The sequence below is a fragment of the Pseudoalteromonas sp. TP27 genome, from assembly GCF_056470645.1.
Window position 1 is genome coordinate 1 of record NZ_JARDAK010000024.1, and the last position, 24,257, is coordinate 24,257.

22 protein-coding genes, 1 tRNA gene and 2 pseudogenes are annotated in these 24,257 nt (G+C 38.7%); 16 read left to right on the forward strand and 9 right to left on the reverse strand.

All coding sequences use genetic code 11. The features are described from left to right. Positions 1-14: 14 nt before the first annotated feature. The 7 genes from PX700_RS19140 to lolB all read right to left on the reverse strand — a co-directional run bounded on the left by PX700_RS19140 (position 15) and on the right by lolB (position 5,681). Positions 15-91: transfer RNA gene (locus PX700_RS19140), tRNA-Met, on the reverse strand. A gap of 597 nt (positions 92-688) precedes the next feature. Beyond that, positions 689-1,780 (reverse strand): redox-regulated ATPase YchF, encoded by a 1,092-nt coding sequence (gene ychF / locus PX700_RS19145; protein ID WP_007583951.1) that lies wholly within the window; start codon positions 1,778-1,780, stop codon positions 689-691. A gap of 52 nt (positions 1,781-1,832) precedes the next feature. Next, on the reverse strand, positions 1,833-2,417 hold the full coding sequence (gene pth, locus PX700_RS19150) for an aminoacyl-tRNA hydrolase (RefSeq protein WP_166419131.1): 585 nt from the start codon (positions 2,415-2,417) through the stop codon (positions 1,833-1,835). A 19-nt stretch (positions 2,418-2,436) separates the two neighbouring features. After that, a complete protein-coding gene (locus tag PX700_RS19155; RefSeq protein ID WP_149594563.1) occupies positions 2,437-3,048 on the reverse strand; it encodes a 50S ribosomal protein L25/general stress protein Ctc in 612 nt (203 codons plus the stop codon). A 149-nt stretch (positions 3,049-3,197) separates the two neighbouring features. After that, entirely contained in the window at positions 3,198-4,145 is a 948-nt protein-coding gene (locus tag PX700_RS19160; protein WP_007583957.1) for a ribose-phosphate pyrophosphokinase, read from the reverse strand. A gap of 88 nt (positions 4,146-4,233) precedes the next feature. After that, positions 4,234-5,091 (reverse strand): 4-(cytidine 5'-diphospho)-2-C-methyl-D-erythritol kinase, encoded by an 858-nt coding sequence (gene ispE, locus PX700_RS19165; protein WP_479521604.1) that lies wholly within the window; start codon positions 5,089-5,091, stop codon positions 4,234-4,236. Positions 5,092-5,093: 2 nt separating this feature from the next. Further along, on the reverse strand, positions 5,094-5,681 hold the full coding sequence (lolB, locus tag PX700_RS19170; protein WP_479521605.1) for a lipoprotein insertase outer membrane protein LolB: 588 nt from the start codon (positions 5,679-5,681) through the stop codon (positions 5,094-5,096). Between the two features lie 83 nt (positions 5,682-5,764). On the opposite strand from lolB, the gene hemA reads away from it, so the two are divergent. The 12 genes and pseudogenes from hemA (at position 5,765) to rlmM (ending at position 16,686) form a co-directional block, all read left to right on the forward strand. After that, positions 5,765-7,021, forward strand: a complete 1,257-nt coding sequence (gene hemA, locus PX700_RS19175) for a glutamyl-tRNA reductase (RefSeq protein ID WP_294119031.1) — start codon at positions 5,765-5,767, stop codon at positions 7,019-7,021. A 7-nt stretch (positions 7,022-7,028) separates the two neighbouring features. Beyond that, positions 7,029-8,114, forward strand: a complete 1,086-nt coding sequence (gene prfA, locus PX700_RS19180; protein ID WP_007583962.1) for a peptide chain release factor 1 — start codon at positions 7,029-7,031, stop codon at positions 8,112-8,114. 2 nt (positions 8,115-8,116) lie between these two features. Beyond that, a complete protein-coding gene (gene prmC / locus PX700_RS19185; RefSeq protein WP_479521606.1) occupies positions 8,117-8,956 on the forward strand; it encodes a peptide chain release factor N(5)-glutamine methyltransferase in 840 nt (279 codons plus the stop codon). 54 nt (positions 8,957-9,010) lie between these two features. Further along, positions 9,011-9,961 (forward strand): annotated as a pseudogene (locus PX700_RS19190) (DUF3369 domain-containing protein); the annotation flags it as partial. An 89-nt stretch (positions 9,962-10,050) separates the two neighbouring features. Continuing rightward, positions 10,051-10,425 (forward strand): SirB2 family protein, encoded by a 375-nt coding sequence (locus PX700_RS19195; RefSeq protein WP_197240079.1) that lies wholly within the window; start codon positions 10,051-10,053, stop codon positions 10,423-10,425. A gap of 148 nt (positions 10,426-10,573) precedes the next feature. Next, positions 10,574-11,401, forward strand: a complete 828-nt coding sequence (locus PX700_RS19200) for a tetratricopeptide repeat protein (protein ID WP_002958558.1) — start codon at positions 10,574-10,576, stop codon at positions 11,399-11,401. A 14-nt stretch (positions 11,402-11,415) separates the two neighbouring features. Then, positions 11,416-12,669: a DUF819 family protein gene (locus PX700_RS19205; RefSeq protein WP_415637641.1), complete on the forward strand. Its 1,254-nt coding sequence runs from the start codon at positions 11,416-11,418 to the stop codon at positions 12,667-12,669. A gap of 9 nt (positions 12,670-12,678) precedes the next feature. Beyond that, positions 12,679-13,533 (forward strand): 3-deoxy-8-phosphooctulonate synthase, encoded by an 855-nt coding sequence (gene kdsA / locus PX700_RS19210; RefSeq protein WP_479521607.1) that lies wholly within the window; start codon positions 12,679-12,681, stop codon positions 13,531-13,533. Between the two features lie 121 nt (positions 13,534-13,654). Further along, the gene (locus PX700_RS19215) at positions 13,655-14,557 is read left to right on the forward strand and encodes a transcriptional regulator GcvA (RefSeq protein ID WP_479521608.1); all 903 of its coding nucleotides are present in this window, start codon (positions 13,655-13,657) and stop codon (positions 14,555-14,557) included. A 2-nt stretch (positions 14,558-14,559) separates the two neighbouring features. Beyond that, positions 14,560-15,195 (forward strand): alpha/beta family hydrolase, encoded by a 636-nt coding sequence (locus PX700_RS19220; RefSeq protein ID WP_479521609.1) that lies wholly within the window; start codon positions 14,560-14,562, stop codon positions 15,193-15,195. 19 nt (positions 15,196-15,214) lie between these two features. Continuing rightward, entirely contained in the window at positions 15,215-15,583 is a 369-nt protein-coding gene (locus tag PX700_RS19225) for a DUF423 domain-containing protein (RefSeq protein ID WP_166419119.1), read from the forward strand. Between the two features lie 17 nt (positions 15,584-15,600). Next, the gene (rlmM, locus tag PX700_RS19230) at positions 15,601-16,686 is read left to right on the forward strand and encodes a 23S rRNA (cytidine(2498)-2'-O)-methyltransferase RlmM (protein WP_479521610.1); all 1,086 of its coding nucleotides are present in this window, start codon (positions 15,601-15,603) and stop codon (positions 16,684-16,686) included. Between the two features lie 46 nt (positions 16,687-16,732). Here the strand turns inward: rlmM and cysZ are convergent, their stop codons facing one another. After that, positions 16,733-17,443: a sulfate transporter CysZ gene (cysZ, locus tag PX700_RS19235; RefSeq protein ID WP_415637756.1), complete on the reverse strand. Its 711-nt coding sequence runs from the start codon at positions 17,441-17,443 to the stop codon at positions 16,733-16,735. A gap of 352 nt (positions 17,444-17,795) precedes the next feature. Between cysZ and PX700_RS19240 the strand changes: the two genes are divergently transcribed. Together PX700_RS19240 and PX700_RS19245 are read left to right on the forward strand one after the other, a co-directional pair. Then, positions 17,796-18,149, forward strand: a complete 354-nt coding sequence (locus PX700_RS19240) for a YkgJ family cysteine cluster protein (RefSeq protein ID WP_479521621.1) — start codon at positions 17,796-17,798, stop codon at positions 18,147-18,149. Positions 18,150-18,706: 557 nt separating this feature from the next. Beyond that, positions 18,707-20,266, forward strand: coding sequence for a BCCT family transporter (locus PX700_RS19245; protein ID WP_415637637.1), 1,560 nt, complete (start codon positions 18,707-18,709; stop codon positions 20,264-20,266). Positions 20,267-20,605: 339 nt separating this feature from the next. On the opposite strand, the pseudogene PX700_RS19250 reads toward PX700_RS19245, so the two are convergent. Then, positions 20,606-20,838 (reverse strand): annotated as a pseudogene (locus PX700_RS19250) (EI24 domain-containing protein); the annotation flags it as partial. Between the two features lie 293 nt (positions 20,839-21,131). Between PX700_RS19250 and PX700_RS19255 the strand changes: the two are divergent. Together PX700_RS19255 and PX700_RS19260 are read left to right on the forward strand one after the other, a co-directional pair. Then, on the forward strand, positions 21,132-23,396 hold the full coding sequence (locus tag PX700_RS19255; protein ID WP_415637755.1) for a sensor domain-containing phosphodiesterase: 2,265 nt from the start codon (positions 21,132-21,134) through the stop codon (positions 23,394-23,396). 187 nt (positions 23,397-23,583) lie between these two features. Next, the gene (locus PX700_RS19260) at positions 23,584-24,054 is read left to right on the forward strand and encodes a GNAT family N-acetyltransferase (RefSeq protein ID WP_415637636.1); all 471 of its coding nucleotides are present in this window, start codon (positions 23,584-23,586) and stop codon (positions 24,052-24,054) included. The last annotated feature ends 203 nt before the right edge of the window (positions 24,055-24,257 follow it).

Genomic DNA, 24,257 nt, shown 5'->3' on the forward strand with positions numbered 1-24,257 from the left:
AACAAAAAAATAAATGGTGGCTAAGACGGGATTTGAACCTGTGACCCCATCATTATGAGTGATGTGCTCTAACCAGCTGAGCTACTTAGCCATCTTTTTTTGTTAGCACTTCATCGCTGAGTGCGGGGCGTATTATGCTGATATGACCCAAATTCGTCAACACCTTTTTTGCAAAAAAACACTTAACTGTGTTTGTTTGCAGGAAAATTAAGCTAACAGGCTAAATTTTAATAAAAATGCTGTTTTTTTAGCTGCCTTAAATGCGCAGAATCTTAATTAACCCTGTACTTCTTTAATTGAGCGATATTACAAAGATGATTAGGGCCTGTTTATCTTTTGAGGTTAAATTTGCAGCAGTGTGTTTGGTATTTAGACAAGGCAGAGCCTATGTAGTGTGGTTATTCCCCATAAATAGGCGATAACGCAGCATAAATGCCAAACATGCGCTGCCCGAAGGGTTCTGCCTAGGGGCAATTTACTCTTTGTTGCTCGGTTTTTACTTAGCCCACTAGGTTACAAACCTCGCGCCGCGATTAAATAGCCCCTAGATTGAACAAATTTCAATCCTAAAAGGTCAACAGGCCCTGATTGTGCTCAATTATTATTTTTATAATACTTAAATACAAAAAAGGCTCGTAAAAACGAGCCTTTAAAAATTATTACCAAGCTAAATTGGTTTAATTTGTACTTATACGTTGAACAAGAAGTTCATTACATCGCCATCTTTAACAATATACTCTTTACCTTCTTGACGCATCTTACCTGCTTCTTTTGCGCCACTCTCACCTTTAAAGGCAACAAAGTCGTCAAAAGCAATAGTTTGCGCACGGATAAAGCCACGCTCGAAGTCGGTATGGATTTTACCCGCTGCTTGTGGTGCTGTTGCACCTACAGGGATTGTCCATGCGCGTACTTCTTTTACGCCAGCTGTAAAGTAAGTTTGTAATTGAAGTAATTCATAACCACCACGAATAACAAGGTTAAGGCCTGGCTCTTCTAGGCCAAGATCAGCCATAAACTCAAGCTTATCTTCGTCATCTAATTCTGAAAGCTCAGATTCGATAGCGGCACATACAGGAACAACAATCGCATCTTCAGCTGCGGCAATTGCGCGTACACGATCAAGGTATGGGTTATTTTCAAAACCATCTTCAGCAACGTTTGCAATATACATTGTTGGTTTAATCGTTAAGAAGTTTATAGAGCTAATTGCTGCTTTTTCTTCTTTAGTTAGTGCTAGACCACGTAAAGTTAAGCCTTCGTCAAGATGCACTTTTACTTTTTCAAGTACAGCATTTTGCTCTTTAGCGTCTTTATCGCCACCTTTAGCTTTTTTTGAATTACGGAAAAGGGCTTTTTCAGCACTATCCATATCAGCAAGCACTAACTCAGTGTTGATTACGTCAATATCGTCAGCAGGGTCAATAGTGCCTGCTACGTGGATGATGTTTTCATCTTCAAAACAGCGAACTACGTGGCCAATTGCATCGGTTTCACGAATGTTAGCTAAAAACTGGTTACCAAGGCCTTCACCTTTAGATGCGCCTTTTACTAAGCCAGCAATGTCTACAAATTCCATACTAGTGGTAAGAACTCGTTGAGGATTAACAATTTTAGCAAGTTCGTCTAGACGAGGATCTGGCACAGGTACCACACCTGTATTAGGCTCAATGGTACAAAAAGGAAAGTTAGCGGCTTCAATACCCGCTTTAGTTAGTGCATTGAAAAGCGTTGATTTACCAACGTTAGGCAAGCCAACGATGCCACATTTAAAACCCATAGTAAGATACCTTGTTTAGATTCGTTTAAACGATGTGCTTGAACCCAAGTTATTAGGGTTTAAACGAATGTAGTCTGTTTTGTGCTTTTAACACACCATCTTTTGCAAGTATTTCCATACAACGAACTGCTTCATCAACAGCAGCATCCATTTTTTCTTGGTCTACTTTGGCCGCTTTTCCAAGCACCCAACCAGTTACCATTTCACGATGCCCCGGATGACCTACACCTATGCGTAAACGCATAAAGTCTTTTTGATTTGCCATTTTTGCAATAATGTCTTTTAAACCATTATGACCGCCATGTCCGCCGCCTTTTTTTAATTTGGCAACGCCTGGGTCTAAATCCAATTCGTCATGGGCAACTAAAATGTCCTCGACAGGGATTTTGAAAAAATTAGCTAAACTACTGACCGCTTTACCACTTAAATTCATGTAAGTAGTGGGGATCAATAATTTGAATTCTTGGCCTTGAATTATCACTTTGCCAGTGAGGCCGTGATATTTAGGATCGTGTTTTAGAGTGCAGTTGTAGCGTGCAGCGATTTGCTCGATGAACCAAGCACCTGCATTGTGGCGTGTGTTTGCGTATTCGGGGCCTGGATTAGCCAGGCCCACAAGCATTTGAATAGAATTCAAGGTTGCGAGACCTTAAAAATTATTCTGCTGCTGCAGCGTCGTCTTCAACTGGAGCTGCTTTGTTTGCTTTGATAGTCAGGATAGACTGATCATGGCCTTCGCCTTTCGCTAAATCTACAGAGCTTACGCCTTTAGGGAAAGTAAGGTCAGAAATATGAACAGAATCGCCAACAACAAACTTAGACACATCTACTTCGATGAATTCTGGAAGTGCTTTTGGAAGACACGTAATTTCAACTTCAGTTAACTGGTGAACAACAGTTGCGCCAGCTTTAGTTACAATATCTTCACCGATGAAGTGAAGAGGAACTTTAGTTTGAAATTTATGAGTAGCATCTACACGTTGGAAATCAAGGTGAGTAAGCTTAGGTTTGAATGGGTGACGTTGGATATCTTTTAAGATTACTTCAACAGCTTCGCCATCTACGTTAAGCGTAAGGATATGCGTGTAGAAACCTTCGTCTTCTTGTGCTTTGATCATATCTTTATGAGCAAAAGTAAGAGATAAAGCTTCTTTGTCAGCTCCGTAAAGGATTGCAGGAACTTTGTCTTCGCGACGTAGGCGGCGGCTCGCACCAGTACCAGTTTCTACGCGAAGTTCAGCGTTATACGTATAAGTTTTGTTAGACATGATGTCTCCAGTTATTTAAATGTGTAGGGCCTTTGCGACCAAGGTCCCTAGCCAAAAGGCGCGCTATCATACCACCACGCTCAGACAAAATAAACATCGCTTACAAAAAAAGCGCCAAAAGGCGCTTTTATACTCAGGAATGTTTAATCTTAGTGTTCAAACATCGCTGAGATAGATTCTTCGTTACTAATACGACGAATAGTCTCTGCTAACATGTCAGCAAGCGTAAGTACCTTTATTTTATCAAGGGCTTTAAGCTCGTCAGATAGCGGAATTGAGTCAGTTACAATAACTTCGTCAATCATTGAGTCACGTAGGTTCTCTGCTGCTTTACCTGAAAGAATAGGGTGCGTTGCGTATGCAAATACACGCTTAGCACCATGTTCTTTTAGTGCTTCAGCGGCTTTACATAACGTACCACCGGTATCAATCATATCATCTACGATAATACAATCACGGCCTTCAACGTCACCAATAATATGCATTACTTGAGAAACGTTTGCTTGTGGGCGACGTTTATCAATAATAGCTAAATCGGTATCGTTTAGTAGTTTTGCAATTGCACGCGCACGTACAACACCACCAATATCTGGAGATACAACAACGACGTCTTCAAAGTCGCGTTCTTTCATATCTTCAAGTAATACAGGGCTGCCAAATACGTTGTCTACTGGTACATCAAAGAAGCCTTGGATTTGTTCCGCATGTAAATCAACCGTAAGAACACGGTCAACACCTACACTTGATAAGAAATCGGCAACAACTTTAGCGGTAATTGGAACACGAGCAGAACGTACACGACGGTCTTGGCGCGCATAACCAAAATAAGGAATGACGGCAGTAATACGACCTGCAGACGCACGACGTAGAGCATCAACCATAACGATAAGCTCCATTAAGTTATCGTTTGTAGGGGCACAGGTTGATTGCAAGATAAAAACATCCGAGCCACGAACGTTTTCATTTATTTGAACACTGATCTCACCGTCGCTAAAACGGCCAACAACAGCATCGCCTAATTCAATATATAAACGTTTTGCAACTTTTTGAGCTAACTCAGGTGTTGCGTTACCAGCGAAGAGCTTCATGTCAGGCACGGTAGGGTTCCTCAGGCACTGAATATTTGGACTAACGAGCAGTAATAAATACCACTGCAAGTTAACTTATGATTACTTGTACGTTACTTCATTGATCGAAAATGGCGGTTAACTCCGTATGAGCAGGTGAGACATTTGCGCTTGAAGCCACAAAACCCTGCCAAGTATGGGGGAGATTTTCAAGTACATCTTGTGCTTGAACTTGACTAGCAAATTCCACAAAACAACATGAACCTGTTCCGGTCATCTTCGACGGTGCGTATTTTAGCAACCACTGGAGGGTTTTTTCAACCTCGGGACAAAGCTTTTTAACTAAAGGCTCACAATCGTTGGTTAAAATATGGTGTTTCCAATCGCCTATTATTTTTGGTGTGTCGCGTTTTAAATCGGGGTGTGTAAATATTTTAGCCGTACTTACATGTTGATTTGGGTGCACAACACAGTACCATTTTTGTTCAAGTTCTACGTGGTGCAATTTCTCACCAATACCATGTGCTATGGCGCTTTGACCTTGTATGAACACCGGAACATCAGCGCCTAATTTAAGCCCTAATTGGGCTAGGGTTTCTAAACTCTGTTCTAATTTCCATAACTTATTTAGTGCTAATAAAGTACTGGCTGCATCGGACGAACCGCCTCCAACACCGCCACCCATTGGCAGGCGTTTAATTAAATTTATTTTTACACCAAGCGAGGTTTTGCAGTGAGTTTGTAATAAAAGTGCCGCTTTATAGATGAGATTATCAGTTAAAGGTATGTCTTGAGTATCCCCATCGATAGAAATACTACCATCCGTTGTTAGCTCAAAATGCAATTCATCACCAAAATTTAAAAAAGTAAATAAGGTTTCTAGTTCATGATAGCCATCTTCTCGGCGAGCATTTATATGTAAAAATAAATTGAGTTTTGCCGGAGCAATAAGGGAAAAAGAGGTTTTGTTATTCATGTTTATTTAAATTGCCAATCGTAGAGTTGAATCTTAATTTTTATTTGTTGATGCTTTAGCGTCAGTTTAGTTGGTAGCCAGTAACCTGCGTTTTGTATATAAGTGCCGTAATCTATTTGCCATTTTTTGCCTGTATTATCAAACCATAATACTTGCTTTGCGCGGCCTAACTCATCAACAACTAAACTTTGGTCATCAATAGTCCCTTTAAGCCAATTATCGGCATTATCAACAGGGAGTGTAAAACCCGTTAAGCGCTTTAAAAGCTCTGAAGCGTTAGTATCAAAGTACTCATCGCCGTCAAATTCTAATTCAGCACCGTTTGCTGTTTGTTTAAGCGACAAAATACGCGTACCAATAAAGGTAGTCAGTATTAAATTATTGGAATTTGTTGTTTGCTGCCAATTTAAGTTTGCAGATTGACGCTCTTGTGGGCTAATAAACGCGAGTTTACCCTCTACCTGCCAAGTTTTTTGAGCAGCTAAACGTGGTTTCCAATCATCATAAAGTGTTGTTTTTGTATCAATTTGATGAGCACAGCCACCTAAAAACAAAAAAAACATGAATAAAATCAAATATTGTCGAATCAAATGTTGTTCCTTACTTTCCATATTCCGCTGATTTTTGGTAAAATTACCGCCTTTGAAGTAGGGCTCAGCAATATTTGGCAAATATGACCATAATAGCACTAGGTATAAATCACAAAACCGCATCCGTAGAATTACGTGAAAAAGTGGCCTTTTCGCCTGAGCAAATTTCAGAGGCGTTGCAACAATTAAGCGGCCATGCCGACTTTAATGAAGCGGTTATTGTGTCTACCTGCAATCGAACCGAGATCTATTGTAGCCTCGCTCAGCAAAATTCCCAAACACTGTTAACTTGGCTTGCCAGTTTCCATGGTTTGGATGAACATGAACTGAGTAATAATATTTATTGCCACGAAGGTAATGACGCTATTAATCACTTAATGCGTGTAGCTTGCGGTTTAGATTCCTTGGTATTAGGGGAGCCGCAAATTTTAGGGCAAATAAAACAATCGTTTTTTAGCGCTAAAACCCACGATGCAGTAGGTGTTACTTTTGATAGATTGTTTCAAAAAACATTTTCGGTGGCGAAACAAGTTAGAACCGAAACAAATATTGGCGCAAGCGCGGTATCGGTTGCATTTGCGGCTGTTAATTTAGCGAAGCATATTTACGGTAAGCTCGATAAAACAAACGTATTATTAATTGGCGCCGGCGAAACCATAGAGTTAGTTGCTAAACATTTATATCAAAATGAGCCACAAAATATCACCGTTGCGAACCGAACTATTGAGCGAGCTCGAAGCTTAGCTGACGAGGTGTCGGCGGATGTAATTGCTTTAGCGCAATTGCCAGAGCGTTTACATAAAGCCGATATAGTGATTAGTTCTACAGCCAGTACTTTGCCTATTATTGGTAAAGGGGTTGTTGAACAAGCGCTTAAACAACGCCGTCACAAGCCTATGCTATTTATAGATATTGCGGTTCCGCGCGATATAGAAAGCCAAGTAGGGGAGCTAGATGCTGCCTATTTATATTCCGTTGATGACTTACAAACCATTGTAAGCGAGAATATGGCAGCGCGAGAGCAAGCTGCTGAGCAAGCACAAATAATTATTACTGAGCGCACCAAAGAATTTGCAATGTGGATGCGTTCACTCGATTCGGTAGATTTAATCCGCCATTATCGAAATGATGTACAAACAATTAAGTCAGAACTTGTTGAGCGAGCTGTTAGTCAGCTAAACACAGGTAAAGATGCAGAAAAAATTATATTAGAGCTCGCCAATAAATTAACCAATCGCTTAATGCACGCGCCTACCCGTGCAATACAAGACGCAGCGAAAAAAGGTGAAGTGGCGCAGCTAAACCAGTTGAAAAAAATGTTAGGTATTGATCAGGAATAACCGTTAAATGAAAGAGTCTGTTTATAATAAATTAGAAACCTTAGTAGAGCGTTACGAAGAAGTACAAGCGCTGCTAAGCGACCCGTCGGTCATTAGTGATCAAAATCGTTTTCGTGGGCTTTCAAAAGAATATTCTGAGCTTGAAGAGATTGTAAAAACGTTTTTAACTTACAAAGAAACGCAAGACGATTTAGCCAGTGCTGAAGAAATGCTTAAAGATTCTGACCCTGAAATGCGTGAAATGGCGCAAGAAGAATATAAAGAAGCTAAAGCACAAATTTTGGTAATTGAAGATCAAATTCAAGTATTAATGTTGCCAAAAGATCCGCGTGATAACAACAACGTGTTTGTTGAAGTGCGTGCGGGAACAGGTGGTGATGAAGCGGCTATTTTTGCTGGTGACTTATTTCGTATGTACAGTCGCTACGCAGAAACTAAAAAGTGGAAAGTAGAAGTTGTGAGCACCAATGAAGGTGAACACGGTGGCTACAAAGAAGTTATTGCGAATATTAGTGGTGAAGGCGTTTACGGGCAATTAAAGTTTGAATCTGGTGTGCACCGCGTTCAACGTGTGCCAGAAACTGAATCACAAGGGCGCGTTCATACCTCTGCGTGTACTGTTGCAGTAATGGCGGAAGTACCAGAAGCTGAAGCGATACAAATTAATACCGCAGATTTAAAAGTTGATACATTTCGTGCATCGGGCGCAGGTGGTCAGCACGTTAATAAAACAGATTCTGCTATTCGACTTACACATATACCTACCGGTGTTGTGGTTGAGTGTCAGGATCAGCGTTCACAGCATAAAAACCGTGCTAAAGCGATGTCGGTACTTGCAGCACGCTTGCAACAGGCTGAAGATGAAAAACGCCATGCGGCAGAAGCATCTGAACGTCGTGACTTAGTAGGTAGTGGCGATCGTTCTGAACGTATCCGTACTTATAACTACCCACAAGGTCGTATTACCGATCACCGTATTAACTTAACACTTTATCGTTTGAATGAAGTGGTAGCGGGTGATTTAAGCTGCGTTATTGACCCATTAATGCAAGAACATCAAGCTGACCTATTAGCGGCTATGGGCGACGAGTAATCGTGAGCCAAACTCTTGAACAAGCTATTGCTGCAGGCGCTAATTTATTAGCACCTAGCAGCGAAAGTGCTAAATTAGATGCACAAGTTTTACTTTTACATATTCTTCAAAAACCTCACAGTTACCTTTTTACTTGGCCAGAGCATGAGCTTAACGCTGAGCAACAACAGCAATTTGATAACTTTTGCCAAAGACGTTTAAACGGTGAGCCCGTTGCACATATTACCGGGCAACGTGAATTTTGGAGTTTATCGCTTGAAGTTAACGCAACAACCTTAATACCGCGACCAGATACCGAAACGTTAGTAGAGCAAGCACTTGAAGTGGCTGTACCTGCTACAGCTAAAGTGCTTGATTTAGGCACAGGTACTGGTGCAATTGCATTAGCACTGGGCAGTGAAATGCCTAACTGGCAAATTACGGCTGTAGATAGAGTAAGCGATGCTGTTGCACTTGCTACACGTAATCAGCAGCGACTGGCAATTAATAACGTGCGTGTTAAGCAAAGTAATTGGTTTAGCGAGTTACATGGCGAAAAGTTTAACCTAATTGTCACTAATCCTCCTTATATTGAAAGCAGTGATATACACTTGAATCAGGGCGATGTGCGCTTTGAGCCTTTGTCGGCATTAGTGGCCGATGATTGCGGAATGTCTGATATTAAACAAATAATTACACAATCACGTGACTATTTGTTATCTAGTGGCTATCTTTTAATAGAACACGGTTTTGAGCAAGGTGAAGCTGTTCGTCATTTTTTTAAAAAAATGGCATTCGTTAATATTAAAACAGTGAAAGACCTTGGTAATAATGACCGTGTAACGTTTGCACAGTGGCCCTAAAGAATAATAATTGCTTGCTAGTGCGTTAAATAATGCCATGAAGGAATTTCGATTATGATGGGTGATTTTTTATTTTCAGATGAGCCAGAAGAGACAATCGATGAGATTGAACACGGTACCTGGAAAGTATTAATTGTTGATGACGAACCTGAAGTTCATGCCGTTACAAAACTAGCGTTGAGTGATTTTGAGTTTCAAAATAAACGCTTAGAATTTATCAGTGCTTATTCGGGTGCTGAAGCCAAAGAGCTTATAAAAGAGCATACCGATGCAGCGATTGTGTTACTTGATGTAGTAATGGAAACCGATGATGCTGGGCTACAAGTTGCTAGGTTTATTCGCGAAGAGGCTAAGAATAATCATATACGAATTATTTTAAGAACAGGGCAGCCTGGACAGGCTCCTGAGCGCCAAGTAATTATTAATTACGACATTAACGATTACAAATCAAAAACAGAGCTTACTGCTCAAAAACTATTTACTGTTATCATGTCGAGCCTACGCTCATACCGCGATATTATTTCGATAGAGCAGTCACGCGAAGGGCTTGAAAAAATAATTATAGCGTCTCGTGATATTTTTTCTGCGCATTCAATAGAGCATTTTATTGAAGGGGTTATGCAGCAGTTAACATCTTTACTTGGCGTTACTGATCGAGCAGTATATGCGAGCACTTTGGTTGCGCAGAACCCAGGAAGTGGAAATAATAAAAAATTAATTGTGTGTTCTGGCACTGGCGATTTTGAAAAAAGTGAAGGTAAAGAGCTTGATGCGGTGCTACAAATCGAGCAGTTAAGTGCATACCATCAGGCCCTTAATGAAAAAAGTATTATTTATAAAGAAAACTACTTATTTGCGTATTGCAGCAGCAAATATAATCATAACTCAATACTATTTATATCAGGGATCCCAAAAGATTTAACTGATATACAGCGACATTTAATTGAAATTTTCACTCAAAATGTACAACTTGCGTTTGAAAACGTACAACTTCAGTCTGAAATGAGACAACACAGTAAAACGAATTGATAAGTAGAGGCGGTTATTAGCCGTTTGCTTAATTAGATTTTTATAAAACAGAAGTACAGGGGCATATGGATTATTTAGCAGTAAAGCACTCTCACATGGCAATTGCGATGTTAAGTGTGATTTTATTTTATGTTCGCGCATTTTCGCGAATGGGTAGTGGTAAATTAGCGAAAAATAAAGTGGTAATGATTGGCAGTCACAGCATAGATACTTTGTTATTAGTGTCTGCACTTACGCTTATATTTATGGCAAAAATAAACCCGTTTGAACAATATTGGCTATTAGAAAAAATAGTTTTAGTGGTTATATATATTGGTATTGGGGCTAAAAGCGCCAGACAAACTAAAATGACGGCTAAAGTTGCTTACGTTTTAGTTAACACTGCTGTTATTTTGGCTATAGGCTATTTGGCGACGTCTAAATCAGCTTTTTTGCTTTAAGTAATATTTAACTATTTGAGCTTTATAATTCTTTGTGAAGCTCAAATACGACTCCCTCTCAGAAAATATTCAAAAACATCTCTATATTGGTATATAGCTTTAAAGTTAGGTAAACTACGCTTTCGTTTTCTAAAATGTTGCAGTATTAATGACTACCCTCGGGTTTGACGAACACGATGAATCTTATCTTGATGATGCTTACGATGAATTTACACCTCCAGCGATTTATCGCTGTATTAAAGCAGAGTCAAAATGGGACCCTCAGATAGATTTAACACCATGTTATGAAACTTTAACTGACTTTGAACAGCAAATTTCAGCGCTGTGTTTAAAAGTGAGTGATGAGCACGATCGTCTCGAAAAATTATTAGATATGTTTTACAGCGATTGGCTATTTAGTGCCTCAGGCTTAAAAGTGCCTGAATATAAATTAAATACACTAAGCTATACGCTTTCTATGCGCAGTGGTTCACCTACAACACTGGCAATTATACTTTGTCACTTTTTACAACAAGCTAACTGTGACGCGAATCTTAGTCTTACACAAGGTGATGTTGGCGTACATGTGGCGATTAGTGATGAAGAAGGTTACATAATAGAGCCAAGTAGTGGACAACAAAGTTGGTATATCATCCCTGAAAATGCAGATGAAGATGATGGCCAAGAGCAAGAGCCACTCGAACTTATTTTTGATGATGAAGTATATAAGCTATTTTTAGCTCAGCAAAAATGGTCTTTCATTAGCGAAAACAAATTTGGTCACGCTTTAACCTGTGTAGAGATGCTAATGGAGCTAATAGGCGACGACCCGTATGAGAGACGCGACAGAGGTTACTTATTAAATCAGCTCGGTTGCCCTAAAATGGCACGTGATGATTTACAGTTTTTTGTAGATGAGTGTCCGGATGATCCTGCAATAGAGATAATTCAGCACCAAATTGAAGAACTAGAAGATAATAATAAAACGCACCATTAAGAATAGGAATAATTATGGTTGAAACTCAAAGTGCATTAATTACTAATGATGCCGTTGTGCTTGGTTTACTTGCTGTTATTTTGGGGTTTATTTTTAAAACTTCAAACAGTGAGCGTCCAGCTTTAAAACGATTTTACAAATACGTACCTGCTTTACTACTGTGTTACTTTTTACCCTCGTTATTAAATACTTTTGGTATTGTAGATGGTAATAAATCTAATGTTTACTATGTGGCTTCGCGCTATTTACTGCCTGCCTGTTTAATACTCCTTACAATAAGTATTGATTTAAAAGCCATTATTAACTTAGGCCCTAAAGCACTTATTATGTTTTTAGTGGGTACACTCGGGATTGTTATTGGCGGCCCATTAGCTATTTTAGTGGTCAGCGCATTTGATCCAAGTATTGTTGGCGGGCATGGGCCTGATGCAGTATGGCGCGGTATGACAACTGTTGCGGGTAGCTGGATTGGCGGCGGTGCTAACCAAGCATCAATGAAAGAAATGTTTGAAGTTGGCGGTGATATATTTTCTGTAATGATCACAGTAGATGTAATCGTCGCTAATATTTGGATGGCTGTTTTATTGTTAATGGCAGCAAATCATAAAAAAATTGATGCTGCTACTGGCGCCGATACAAGCGCAATTGAAGATTTAAAAAAACGTGTTGAAGCCTATCATGCAGAACATGCACGTATCCCTACTCTTAACGACTACATGACGCTGCTTGCAATTGCATTTGGTATAACCGGTTTAGCGCATTTTTGCGCTGACTTTTTAGGTCCGTACTTTGGCACGACTTATGAGTGGGCAAAAGAATACAGCTTAAACAGTAAGTTCTTTTGGCTAATAGTTATATCAACAACGATAGGTATAGGCTTATCGTTTACTAAAGTAAGGCAAATAGAAGCGTTTGGCGCTTCTAAAGTAGCCTCTAGCTTTTTGTATATTTTAGTCGCATCAATTGGTTTGCACATGAACGTAACGGCTATTTTTAATAACCCAGGGTTATTTTTAGTTGGCGCAATTTGGATGTTAGTGCATGCAAGCATAATGTTAGTAGTAGCTAAACTTATTAAAGCACCGCTATTTTATATGGCCGTAGGCTCTCAGGCTAATGTAGGCGGCGCAGCGTCTGCACCTGTTGTAGCATCAGCGTTTCATCCGTCATTAGCGCCTGTTGGTGTTCTGCTAGCTGTATTAGGCTACGGCGTGGGCACTTATATGGCTTATATTTGTGGATTAATGATGCAAGCAGTTGCACCTTAAGGAATTTAAATGAAAGACCAAATTATTAAAATTAATGAAATTGAACTGGCAAACAACAAACCATTTGTATTGTTTGGCGGTATTAACGTATTAGAATCTCGCGACTTAGCTATGCGTGTTGCAGAGCATTACGTAGAAGTGACGACTAAATTAAATATTCCTTATGTATTTAAAGCGTCATTTGATAAGGCTAACCGTTCTTCAATCAATTCGTACCGTGGTCCTGGTATGGAAGAAGGTTTAAAAATATTTGAAGAGATTAAAAACACGTTTAAAATTCCACTTATTACTGATGTACACGAACCGCATCAAGCAGCACCTGTGGCTGAAGTTGTTGATGTTATTCAGTTACCCGCCTTTTTAGCACGTCAAACTGACCTAGTTGTGGCGATGGCTAAAACAGGTGCAATTATTAACGTAAAAAAACCACAGTTTTTAGCGCCACACGAAATGCGCCATATCATTACTAAATTTAATGAAGCGGGTAATAATAACATCGCACTTTGTGAGCGTGGTTCTAGCTTTGGTTACAACAACTTAGTGGTTGATATGCTGGGTATGGATGACATGAAAGCCATGGCGCCTGTTATTTTTGATGCAACGCATGCTCTTCAGCGCCCTGGTGGGCGAGCTGATTCTGCTGATGGTCGTCGTGCACAAGCTGCAGAGCTTGCTCGCAGTGGTATGGCTTTAGGCATAGCTGGTTTATTTATTGAAGCGCATCCTAACCCTAACGAAGCTAAATGTGATGGTCCATGTGCACTAGCGCTTAGCAAGTTAGAAGGGTACTTAACGCAAATGAAAGCGGTTGATAATTTAATTAAAAGCTTTGCACCACTTGATACAAGTGCAAGCGACTTATAACTCAGCATAATGTTTATTAAAAAGCGACTTAAGTCGCTTTTTTTATGCCTTTAATATACACAAACTTATATGATGTATATAATCTCACGCATAAGAAAAACTAATTCTAAGCTTGGTTATTATGTCAAGACGGGTACCTCCATTAAACGCATTAAAAGCTTTTGAAGCGGCTGCGCGCCATTTAAGTTTTACTAAGGCTGCAGAAGAGCTCTATGTAACGCAGGCGGCAGTAAGTCATCAAATAAAAACACTTGAAGAGCATTTAGGCCTAAAGTTATTTTTACGTAAAAACCGCTCATTACTATTAACTGAAGAAGGCCAAGGCTATTTTTTAGATATTAAAGAGATTTTCACTCAGCTTATTGATGCAACTGAAAAGCTATTAGCCCGTGGTGCTAAAGGTTCATTAACAGTAAGCCTAACCCCAAGTTTTGCCATTCAGTGGTTAGTGCCTCGTTTGAGTTTGTTTAATGAGCTACACCCAGAAATAGACGTGCGAATAAAAGCGCAAGATCAAGATGAAAACTCACTGACTGATGACGTAGATATTGCTATTTATTATGGTAGAGGTCATTGGAATGGTGTACAAGCGTACAAACTTCATACCGAATACTTAGTACCACTTTGTAGTCCTATGTTATTAAGCGGGCCAAAGCCACTTGATCAACCTAGTGATTTAGCGCATCACACTTTATTGCACGACACGACACGTAAAAACTGGAAAACATGGATGAAAACCGCAGGTGTGCGCAATGTTCAAGTTAACCAAGGTCCTATATTTAGTCACTCATCTATGGTGCTGCAAGCTGCAGTACACGGCCAAGGTGTGGCAATTGGTAATAGTGTTTTAGCTAAACCTGACATAGATGCAGGGCGATTGGTTATCCCATTTAATCACAGCCTAGAGAGTAAAAATGCGTATTATTTAGTGCTACGTGAATCGCAAACAGAGCTTGGCAAAATAGTCTCGTTTAAAGAGTGGATGCTGAGCTTAGTAGAGCATGAGCAAGAATATGAGTATTAATAATGATTGAATGGTTTAAAAGCACGGCGCGACCTGCAATTGCACAGTTTATATTTGCGCATGGGGCAGGCGCCGGTAGCGATTCTGACTTTATGCAACACATGGCAAAATTAATAAGCGAGCAAGGTATTGATGTTGGTTTATTTGATTTTGAATATATGCAAATTGCTAAACAAACCAATAAACGCAGGCCTCCTGAAAGAGCGCCAAAACTACTTATTTATTATGAACAAGTGCTAACGAATGCGCAGCCAGATTTACCGTTATTTATAGGCGGTAAATCGATGGGTGGGCGTATGGCATCAATGCTCGCATGTACCACTGAGCAGCCCGTTAAAGGTGTTGTTGCATTTGGGTATCCATTTCATCCGCCGGGTAAGCCAGAAAAACTACGCACCGACCATTTTGCTGATATTATTTGTCCGTTTTTAGTATTACAGGGCGAGCGAGATACATTTGGTACGCGTGAAGAACTGCTTACTATGCAAATGCCAAAGCAGCCTTTGCTTACATGGCTAACTGATGGCGATCACTCATTAAAGCCGCGTAAAAAAAGTGGTGTAACTGAACTGCAAAATAGAGAAACAGCAGCATTAAGGGCTGTTGAATTTATTAAGCAACAAATTGAGATGTGTTAAAACTCGATTAGGAGGTTAAATGATTAAATTATTTTTAATGGCCGGCAGTATTTTTTGTATGCTTTCGGTTATGTTAGGTGCATTTGCTGCCCATGGTTTAAAAAGCCGTTTATCGGAGTATTCATTAGGGGTTTTTAAAACAGCTGCTGAGTATCAAATGGTTCATGGACTTGCATTGATTGCGGTGGCTATTTTAATTAAATGGGGCATAAACCTAAGTTGGGCTGGTGGCTTTTTTATAACGGGCACACTACTTTTTAGTGGCAGTTTATATTTACTCGCTCTAACAGGAATGAAGTGGCTAGGGCCGATAACACCACTTGGTGGGTTGTGCTTTATTATTGGTTGGATTGTTATTTTAGTGCAAGTTGCACGATTTAAGTTTTAAAGAGTTTAAGGGTTAATATGTCTAGTGTTGTGATTTTTTGTCGTAGTGGTTTTGAAAACGATGCCGCTGCTGAAATAACGTTTCATGCTGCAGAGCAAGGTTTTGCAGGGTATGTAAAAGCAAAACCAAATACAGGTTATGTTGTTTACGAATGTTTTGAAGCGCATCACAGCGACGAAATAATCAAAAAGGTCGATTTTAAAAACATGGTGTTTGCACGCCAATGGTTTGCCGGTACATTACTCGAAAATATGCCAGTAGAAGACCGTGTAAGTGCAGTAGTTGAAGCTGCTAAAGACTTTACATTATGCTCAGAGCTACGCGTAGAAACGCCAGACACAAATGAAGGCAAAGAGCTTTTAACGTTCTGTAAAAAAATATCAACACCGCTTAAAAAAGCCCTCGAAAAACAAAATACTGTACTGCGCGAGCCAAAAGCAAACCGCCCGGTAATGCATGTTATGTTTTTAACAAACAATACGGCTTATGTGGGTTACTCGTATAGCTTTAATAACTCTCCATTTTTTATGGGTATTTTACGCCTTCGTATGCCAAGCGATGCGCCGAGTCGTTCGACGTTAAAACTCGATGAAGCATTTAATGTATTTATTCCTGAGCAACAACGCGAATCACGCGTGGCTGCAGGTATGCGCAGTGTTGATTTAGGCGCATGCCCAGGTGGGTGGACTTATCAACTTGTTCGCAGAGGTATGTTTGTAAGCGCTATTGATAATGGCCCAATGAACGACGATTTAATGCAAACCGGACAAGTTAAACATTTTAGAGCTGATGGTTTTAAATATCGTCCTGAAAAAAGAAATATTACTTGGTTAGTGTGCGATATGGTGGAAAAACCGACCAAAGTGACTACGCTAATGATTGATTGGGCAGTAGCTGCATATGCAAAAGAGTTTATATTTAACTTAAAACTACCTATGAAAAAACGCTTTGATAGTGTTTATGAATGCCTCTCGATGATCAGAAAAGAGCTTGAGAAACAAGGTATTAATTACGAGTTACAAGCTAAGCATCTATATCATGATCGTGAGGAAATAACCGTTCATTTAAATGTAACTAAAGTGCCACAAAATCTATACAGCTAACATTTTTATGGGTAACAAAAATGGGTCGCTAGACCCATTTTTACTTTTAACTTCTGTATTTAGGGCGATAGTTATCAACCCATAAACGAGTTGCACCGCATACAGCCACAGGCATAACGATTAAGTTTATAAATGGTATAGCGGTTAATAGCATAACGGCAAAACCAAACCCATACGATAAACCTTGCTTAGATTTTAAATCGTCTTTCATCTGCTTAAAGCCAATTTTATGGTTATCAAACGCATAGTCTTCATACTGCACCGCGTACATCCAACAGGTAAACAAAACCCATAATATTTGGCCTATGACAGGTAAAACCCAAAGTAGTATGAAAAAGCCAATAGCGCGAGGAAGGTAATAACATAATTTTGTCCACTCACGGCCAAGCATTCTAGGCACATCTTTTAATAAATCGGCAAAGCCGTCATCATTAATTTTTTGACCCGTTAAATAAAGCTCAACTTTTTCGCTTAATAAAGCATTAAAGGGAGCTGCAATAAAATTAGTGATGACTGTAAAGAGCATACTATAGCTAAATAGCACGACTAATAATGCAATTGGCCACATTAGCCATTCAAGCCAGCTTAACCATTCTGGTAGCATGTTATTGATATAGCTAAAGCTATCACTTAACCATCCAAACAAGAAAAACAACGAACTACCAAATAGCAAAATATTAATTAACAGCGGGATAAGTACAAAACGCTTTAACCCCTTTTGGCTAATTAATTTAAATCCTGAAAAAAAATATTCCATACCTTGTGTGATCTGCACTATAACCTCAAAAAATATTCACCATTAGTGACAGTATAAATAGCTTAATAATTTTAAACAGTATTTTTAGGTAACAAAGTGTTTAAGTTAAATAATAACAACGGCCAGTTTACTATTTTTTCCTCCCAGCTTAATAAGCGACAATTAGTTTGCAAGCTTTATATATTGGCACTATGGCGTAACTAAACGCTAACTTAGCTTGATTTTTTGGCAGTGCAAAGCGTACTATAGCTGATCTAGCCACTCTAGGCTTAGGCATCGTTTTGATGCATTGTGGAGAAATTAGTAAAGTTGCCGCGTCAGTGCGTTGCAAAAATAAAGGGTATAAATAGTGATGTACAAAAATCAGGAAGTAATTTTACGATTGCGCGCTAATATTCCAGCGTTTGAATGCGTAAAAGGATGCCACGACTGCTGCGGGCCAGTAACAACGTCTTCAGAGGAAATGTCGCGCTTACCGATAAAAACAGATGCGGAGCATGAAGCGGCGTTAAACGAGTTCAATTGTGTGCATCTTGGTCCCGATGGCTGCACTGTATATGATGAGCGCCCATTAATTTGTCGCTTATTTGGTACTACGCCAAGAATGCCTTGCCCGAATGATCGTCGACCAGATGAGCCAGTTGACCCTAAAATTGAGCGCGAAGTACATCACTTTATAGCAAACACGCGTCAAGTATTAGTGTAAGTATCGTATTTATTAAAGTTATAGAGCGCTTATTAAGCGCTTTTTTTATGTGTTATGCGCGTTGCTAATAATTTAAAAACTATCAATAAATTTACCCAAAATAATATCTTAGTTATTTTTACAAAAATACTATCAATACATATTAAATATATGCGAGATTAATTATGCATTTGGCTATTAATATACTTAGCCTTATGTATCTTGTTCTATCGCTGTACTTTCCATCTCTTTATTTATATTGCTATTTCTGTTTTCCTAACCCCTTCAAAATTGTTGTTTTATATTTGTTTATTATTAAAAATAGCTGTAAGCAAGGCTTTACTATTGTGTAAATTCACTATTAATAATTAGAGTACCGTTGGATTAGGTGGCTGAAAAGGGTAAAATATTCACAAGTTGGCAGTTAAGATATTTGTTATGGCATTTTCTAAACTCGAAATAAAGCAAGATCGAAAGATAATTTAACCTTTTGATTCGCGTCGCTTCATTTCGTATTTAGGGTGGGTGTTGTGGTATGTCGCTATGTCGGTAACTAAAAATCCATCAAGAGACGATAAATGAGTACTACTGGAGTAACAAAACAACATGAGGATGAGCATTCATCTACAACAAAGTATTTGGCAGGGGTTGATATACCGGTATTTTTAATCAGTGGTGGCATTCTTTTGCTATTTGCTGTGCTAGCACTTTATGATATTGATTTGATGTCGGGCTGGATAAATACCGCTTTTGCTTTTTCTACTAAAACGTTTGGTGCCTTTTGGCAAATATTATTGCTTTCGACATTTATAATTGGGTTGTTTTTAGCCTTTGGACGTACCGGGAAAGTGGTATTAGGTGGCTTAAAAAAGCCAGAAATTAACACCTTTAAGTGGATCAGCATTATTATGTGTACACTCCTTGCTGGTGGCGGGGTGTTTTGGGCTGCTGCTGAGCCAATGGCACATTTTATTTCGCCGCCGCCAATTTTTGGTGGTGAGTCAGGGATTAAAGAGGCTGCATTTAATGCTTTAGCGCAAAGCTTTATGCATTGGGGATTTTTAGCTTGGGCTATTTTAGGCAGCCTGACTGGCATAGTTTATATGCATTTACATTACGAAAAAGGTTTACCACTTAAGCCGCGTACTTTGTTGTATCCGGTATTTGGCGATCGCGTAATGAAAGGCGCATTTGGTGCTATTGTCGATTCGTGTTGTGTTATAGCTGTAGTAGCAGGCACGGTAGGACCTATTGGTTTTTTAGGCCTGCAAGTAAGCTTTGGTTTAGAAAAACTATTTGGTATTCCAGATACTTATACGACTCAAGTGGCCATTTTGTTTAGTTTAATTGCAATTTATACTCTATCTGCCGTAAGTGGTGTTACTAAAGGAATTCAATTACTCAGTCGCTTTAATGTAATTTTAGCTGTTGCGTTAATGTTGTTTATTTTACTGATGGGGCCTACAGCCTTTATTTTTGATAGCTATATTCATTCGTTTGGGCTTTATATTAATAACTTTATACCTATGGCCACTTTTCGTGCCGATACCGCTTGGTTAGACTGGTGGACGGTATTCTTTTGGGGCTGGTTTTTAGGTTATGGACCTTTAATGGCTATGTTTGTTGCACGAATTTCACGCGGCCGTACTATTCGCGAAATGATCACGCTTATTTCAATAATTGCTCCTGTTATTACTTGTTTTTGGTTTACGATAGTGGGTGGTTCAGGTATATTTTTTGAGTTAGCAAACCCGGGTGTTATTTCAGAACCCTTTGCGGGCTTAAATTTACCTGCGGCACTGTTGGCTATTACTGAGCAGCTGCCTATGGGCTTTGTTATATCTGTGTTGTTTTTAATTTTAACCACAATATTTGTAGCAACCACGGGTGACTCCATGACCTACTCGGTATCTATGGTAATGACGGGTAACGATCATCCGCAAACATCCGTTAGAGTGTTTTGGGGCATTATGATGGGGGTTATGGCAGCAATATTAATTTCGATAGGTTCAGGTGGTATTTCTGCACTGCAGTCGTTTATTGTAGTAACTGCCGTACCTGTATCATTTGTGTTGTTACCATCACTTTGGACAGCCCCACAAATTGCGAAAAAAATGGCTACTGAGCAAGGTTTATAAGCAATAGGTATTAAAGCTAAATAAAGGATTGATTGCCCAACGAGAGGCAATCAACCTTATTTATAGGTTAGCGCCCCCTGCATCGAGTCTAGAGTGGTCGGGGTTTTCTACCAAGACTCCCGCACCGAGATAATTTATTTTTAGACAAATATCTTCGTTAATTTCGATCTCATGATTAATACCAATCTGCATAAATCTTTGATCAATTTAACGAATTAAATTACGCTATAACGTCGTTAAAAATTTTTTATTTAGAACAACTAGATACAAAAATTTTTGCCTAGTTACAGCGTAATTTTCTTAACGTTAAATAGACCCCGTATATAAGCAGATTGGTATAATAAAATTAGTGATGACTGTAAAGAGCATACTATAGCTAAATAGCACGACTAATACTGCAATTGGCCACATTAGCCATTCAAGCCAACTTAACCATCCAAATAAGAAAAACAAAGAACTACCAAATAGCAAAATATTAATTAAAAGCGGGATAAGTACAAAACGCTTTAATCCCTTTTGGCTAATTAATTTAAGTCCTGAAAAAAATATTCCATACCTTGTGTTATCTGCACTATAACCTCAAAAAATATTCACCATTAGTGACAGTATAAATATCTTAATAATTTTGAAGAGTATTTTTAAGTAACAAAGTGTTAGCTTTAATGCCGCTATTTTGGTTATATGGTAACTATAGATGTTTTGTAATATGCAATTATGATTGATCAAAATAGGCCTTATGAGTTTTTTATTAATATAATAATAAACTTACTAATCATGACTATAATGAACTTTACTACGTCGTAAAAAAGCATCTGCTTGAGGCTTTTGTTGTATCAATATGTATAAATAATGCGAGCAAGTGAAAATGGGTACGGACAGGTTAAAAAAGTTATTATCTCACCAGCAAGGCATATTATCTAAGATTGCACTAGGGGCACCTTTAAATGAGGTGCTTACTGAAATTTGTTTATCGATAGAACAAATCATGGATGATGAGTCAGCTAGATGCTCCATTTTGTCAGCTAAAGGCGATCAGCTTTTTCATTGTGCAGCCCCTAATATTCATCCAGAGTACTGTGGTTTGCTTAATGGGGTTTATATAGGGCCAAAAGTGGGTTCATGTGGTACTGCTGCATTTTCGAAATCGCGAATAATTGTAGAAAATATTGAAACTTCACCACTGTGGGTGGATTTTAAAGACTTAGCGTTAAAGTTTGATCTTAAGTCATGTTGGTCAACGCCTATTATGTCAACTCAAGCTGATTTGTTAGGCACCTTTGCTATCTATCACAGCACCCCTAGAATTCCATCAAAACAAGATTTAGAATTAATAGATTTTTTTGTACACTTTTCAAGTATCGCTCTTGAAAAAAGTAACGAATTTGAAAAGGCAAAACAGCTTGTCGCTAATTTACAGCACAGTAATGAAAAATTTAAAGCCTTTACCAAAGTGATGCCCGATCTCATCCTTATTTTAAGCGAAGAGGGCATATATACCGATGTTTATGGTACTTCTAATGAGTTACTGCTTGAGTCGACGGTAGATATTATTGGTCAAAATGTTAAAGACTTACTTCCTCAAAAAGATGCGCAAATGATAATGGCAGTCATTGCAAAAACGTTGTCGACTAACGATATGCAAATCTTTGAATATGAATTAAATGTCCCGAAGGGGAGTATAGTTTTTGAAGGGCGAGCCGCTGCTTTAGATCATTACCACCCTGAGAACCCGACAAAACGGCATATTGTATGGATGGCCAGGGATATTTCAATAAGGAAAAAAGCAGAGCAAGAAGTCCATAAGCTCGCATTTTATGACCCACTTACTAATTTGCCAAATAGAAGAATGCTTAGCGATAGGTTAAAAACGTGCGTAGAGAGCATCAAAAGTATAAAAAATATTGGAGCTTTGTTGTTTTTAGATTTAGATAACTTTAAGCGTATTAATGATTCGTTGGGGCATAGTGCTGGAGACGAAGTGCTTGTAGAGCTATCAAAAAGATTAAACGCCATAATCAAAAGCTCAGACACGTTAGCTAGAGCCGGTGGCGATGAGTTTATTATTTTACTTGAAGACATAGGTGAAAATACAAAGCAGGCAATTTATGAATGCGAATCCGTGGCTAAAAAAATTCAAAGCGTGTTTCATGACAATTTTGAAGTAGGCGAACTTGCCTTTCAAGTAAGCTGCAGTATAGGTATTTGCCTAATTGACAGCGTAAACGCACAAACTGACAATATATTAAAGTTTGCCGATACTGCTATGTATCGCTCTAAAAATAAAGGCGGAAACAGCAGTAGCTTTTACGATCCAGCGTCGCAAACACTGCTGGAAAAGCAAACTGAGCTTGAAACCGACATTGTTAGAGCTATTGCTTCTGATGAATTTTGTGCTTATTTTCAGCCACAAGTTAATACTTGCGGAGATATTATTGGAGCTGAAGCGCTAATTAGATGGAACCATCCGCAAAGAGGCCTGATAGCACCAAATGAATTTATACCTATAGCCGAGCAGTACGGGCTTATACAAAAACTACAAAATGCAGTATTACGCGATATATGTATTTTAATTAATGAACTTAAAGAAGCCAGCGCTATTGACGATTCGTTCAGTGTTTCAATTAATATTAGCCAAAGTCAGTTTAATTCATCAAATTTAAAAAAGGAGCTGTTTAGTACTATAAGCAAATTTGATATTCGAGCTTCACAAATTAAGTTGGAAATAACCGAGTCGATGATTTCAAACGATATAGAATATACAATTAAACAAATGAAAGAGCTTATTGCTGCAGGTTTTATATTTTCGATTGATGACTTTGGAACCGGGTATTCTTGCTTAGCTTACTTAAGTGCGTTTCCCGTGAAGGAATTAAAAATAGATAAAAGTTTTATAGATAAAATTTTAGACAATGAGATTGGTTTTAATATCGCGAAAACAATTATCAGCTTAGGAAAAAGCTTAAACTTAGCAGTAGTGGCAGAAGGTGTAGAGACCGCTGAGCAGTATAATTTACTTAAAAAAATGAATATTGATTCGATGCAAGGTTACTTAATCGCAAAACCAATGGATAAGGAGCGCTATTTAAAATGGCATAACGCTAAAAATAAGCCTCACGATCTCATTACTTAAAGCTCAACGCAATTTAAGAGCAATAATCTAACTGCTCATTGTGGTACTGGATTATTTATTGCTCTTATTGATGAAATTTCACAATACAGTCTCCCCTAAAGATTTTTTTGTTAAACAGTGCTAAGCTACGCCCGCTTAAATATATTATTTAAAGCTTAATCAACTTATAACAATGAATGGAAGCTTTATGCAGTTAGTCGATTTGAACCCTAATGACCCCGATGTAGTCAATGTATTTGATGATATAGACCGACTTATAAATTCGTTGTACCCTGTTGCTACCGCGCAGTCTCTGGAGTTAAACGAATTAACCTTACCTAATGTGTATGCGATTGGTTTAAAAACCGAAGAGGGAATTATAGCCTGCGGGGCGATTGTAGAGAAATTTGATACTCAACCTTATGGCGAAATAAGACGTTTATACGTTAAACCAAGCCATCGTGGTAAAGGGCTATCGAGACGTATTATGCAAATTTTATTGCATCAAGCTGGTGAAAAGCAAATCCCGTTAATACGTTTAGAAACAGGGCCAAAGCAAATAAAATCGATTAGTTTATATGAAAACTTAGGCTTTAAACGTTGTGGCAGCTTTGGCTCATATGTCGATAATCCACAAAGTGTATTTATGGAACTAGGGCTTAGCCAAGAAGTTAACTAGCTCTGCGGCATGTTAAAGTTTAACGTGTCGTAAATATCCTTCCCTACAATCACCCATTATTACCTTGCAATAAACGCTATACTTAAAACTAATCACTATAAAAATACTTTTATGGTGATGCAAAAAATACTTCACTGTTTTTAACACCTGTCTTCGTATAAAATCTGTCTCGATAATTAGTAATTAACTTACAAAGCGAGAAT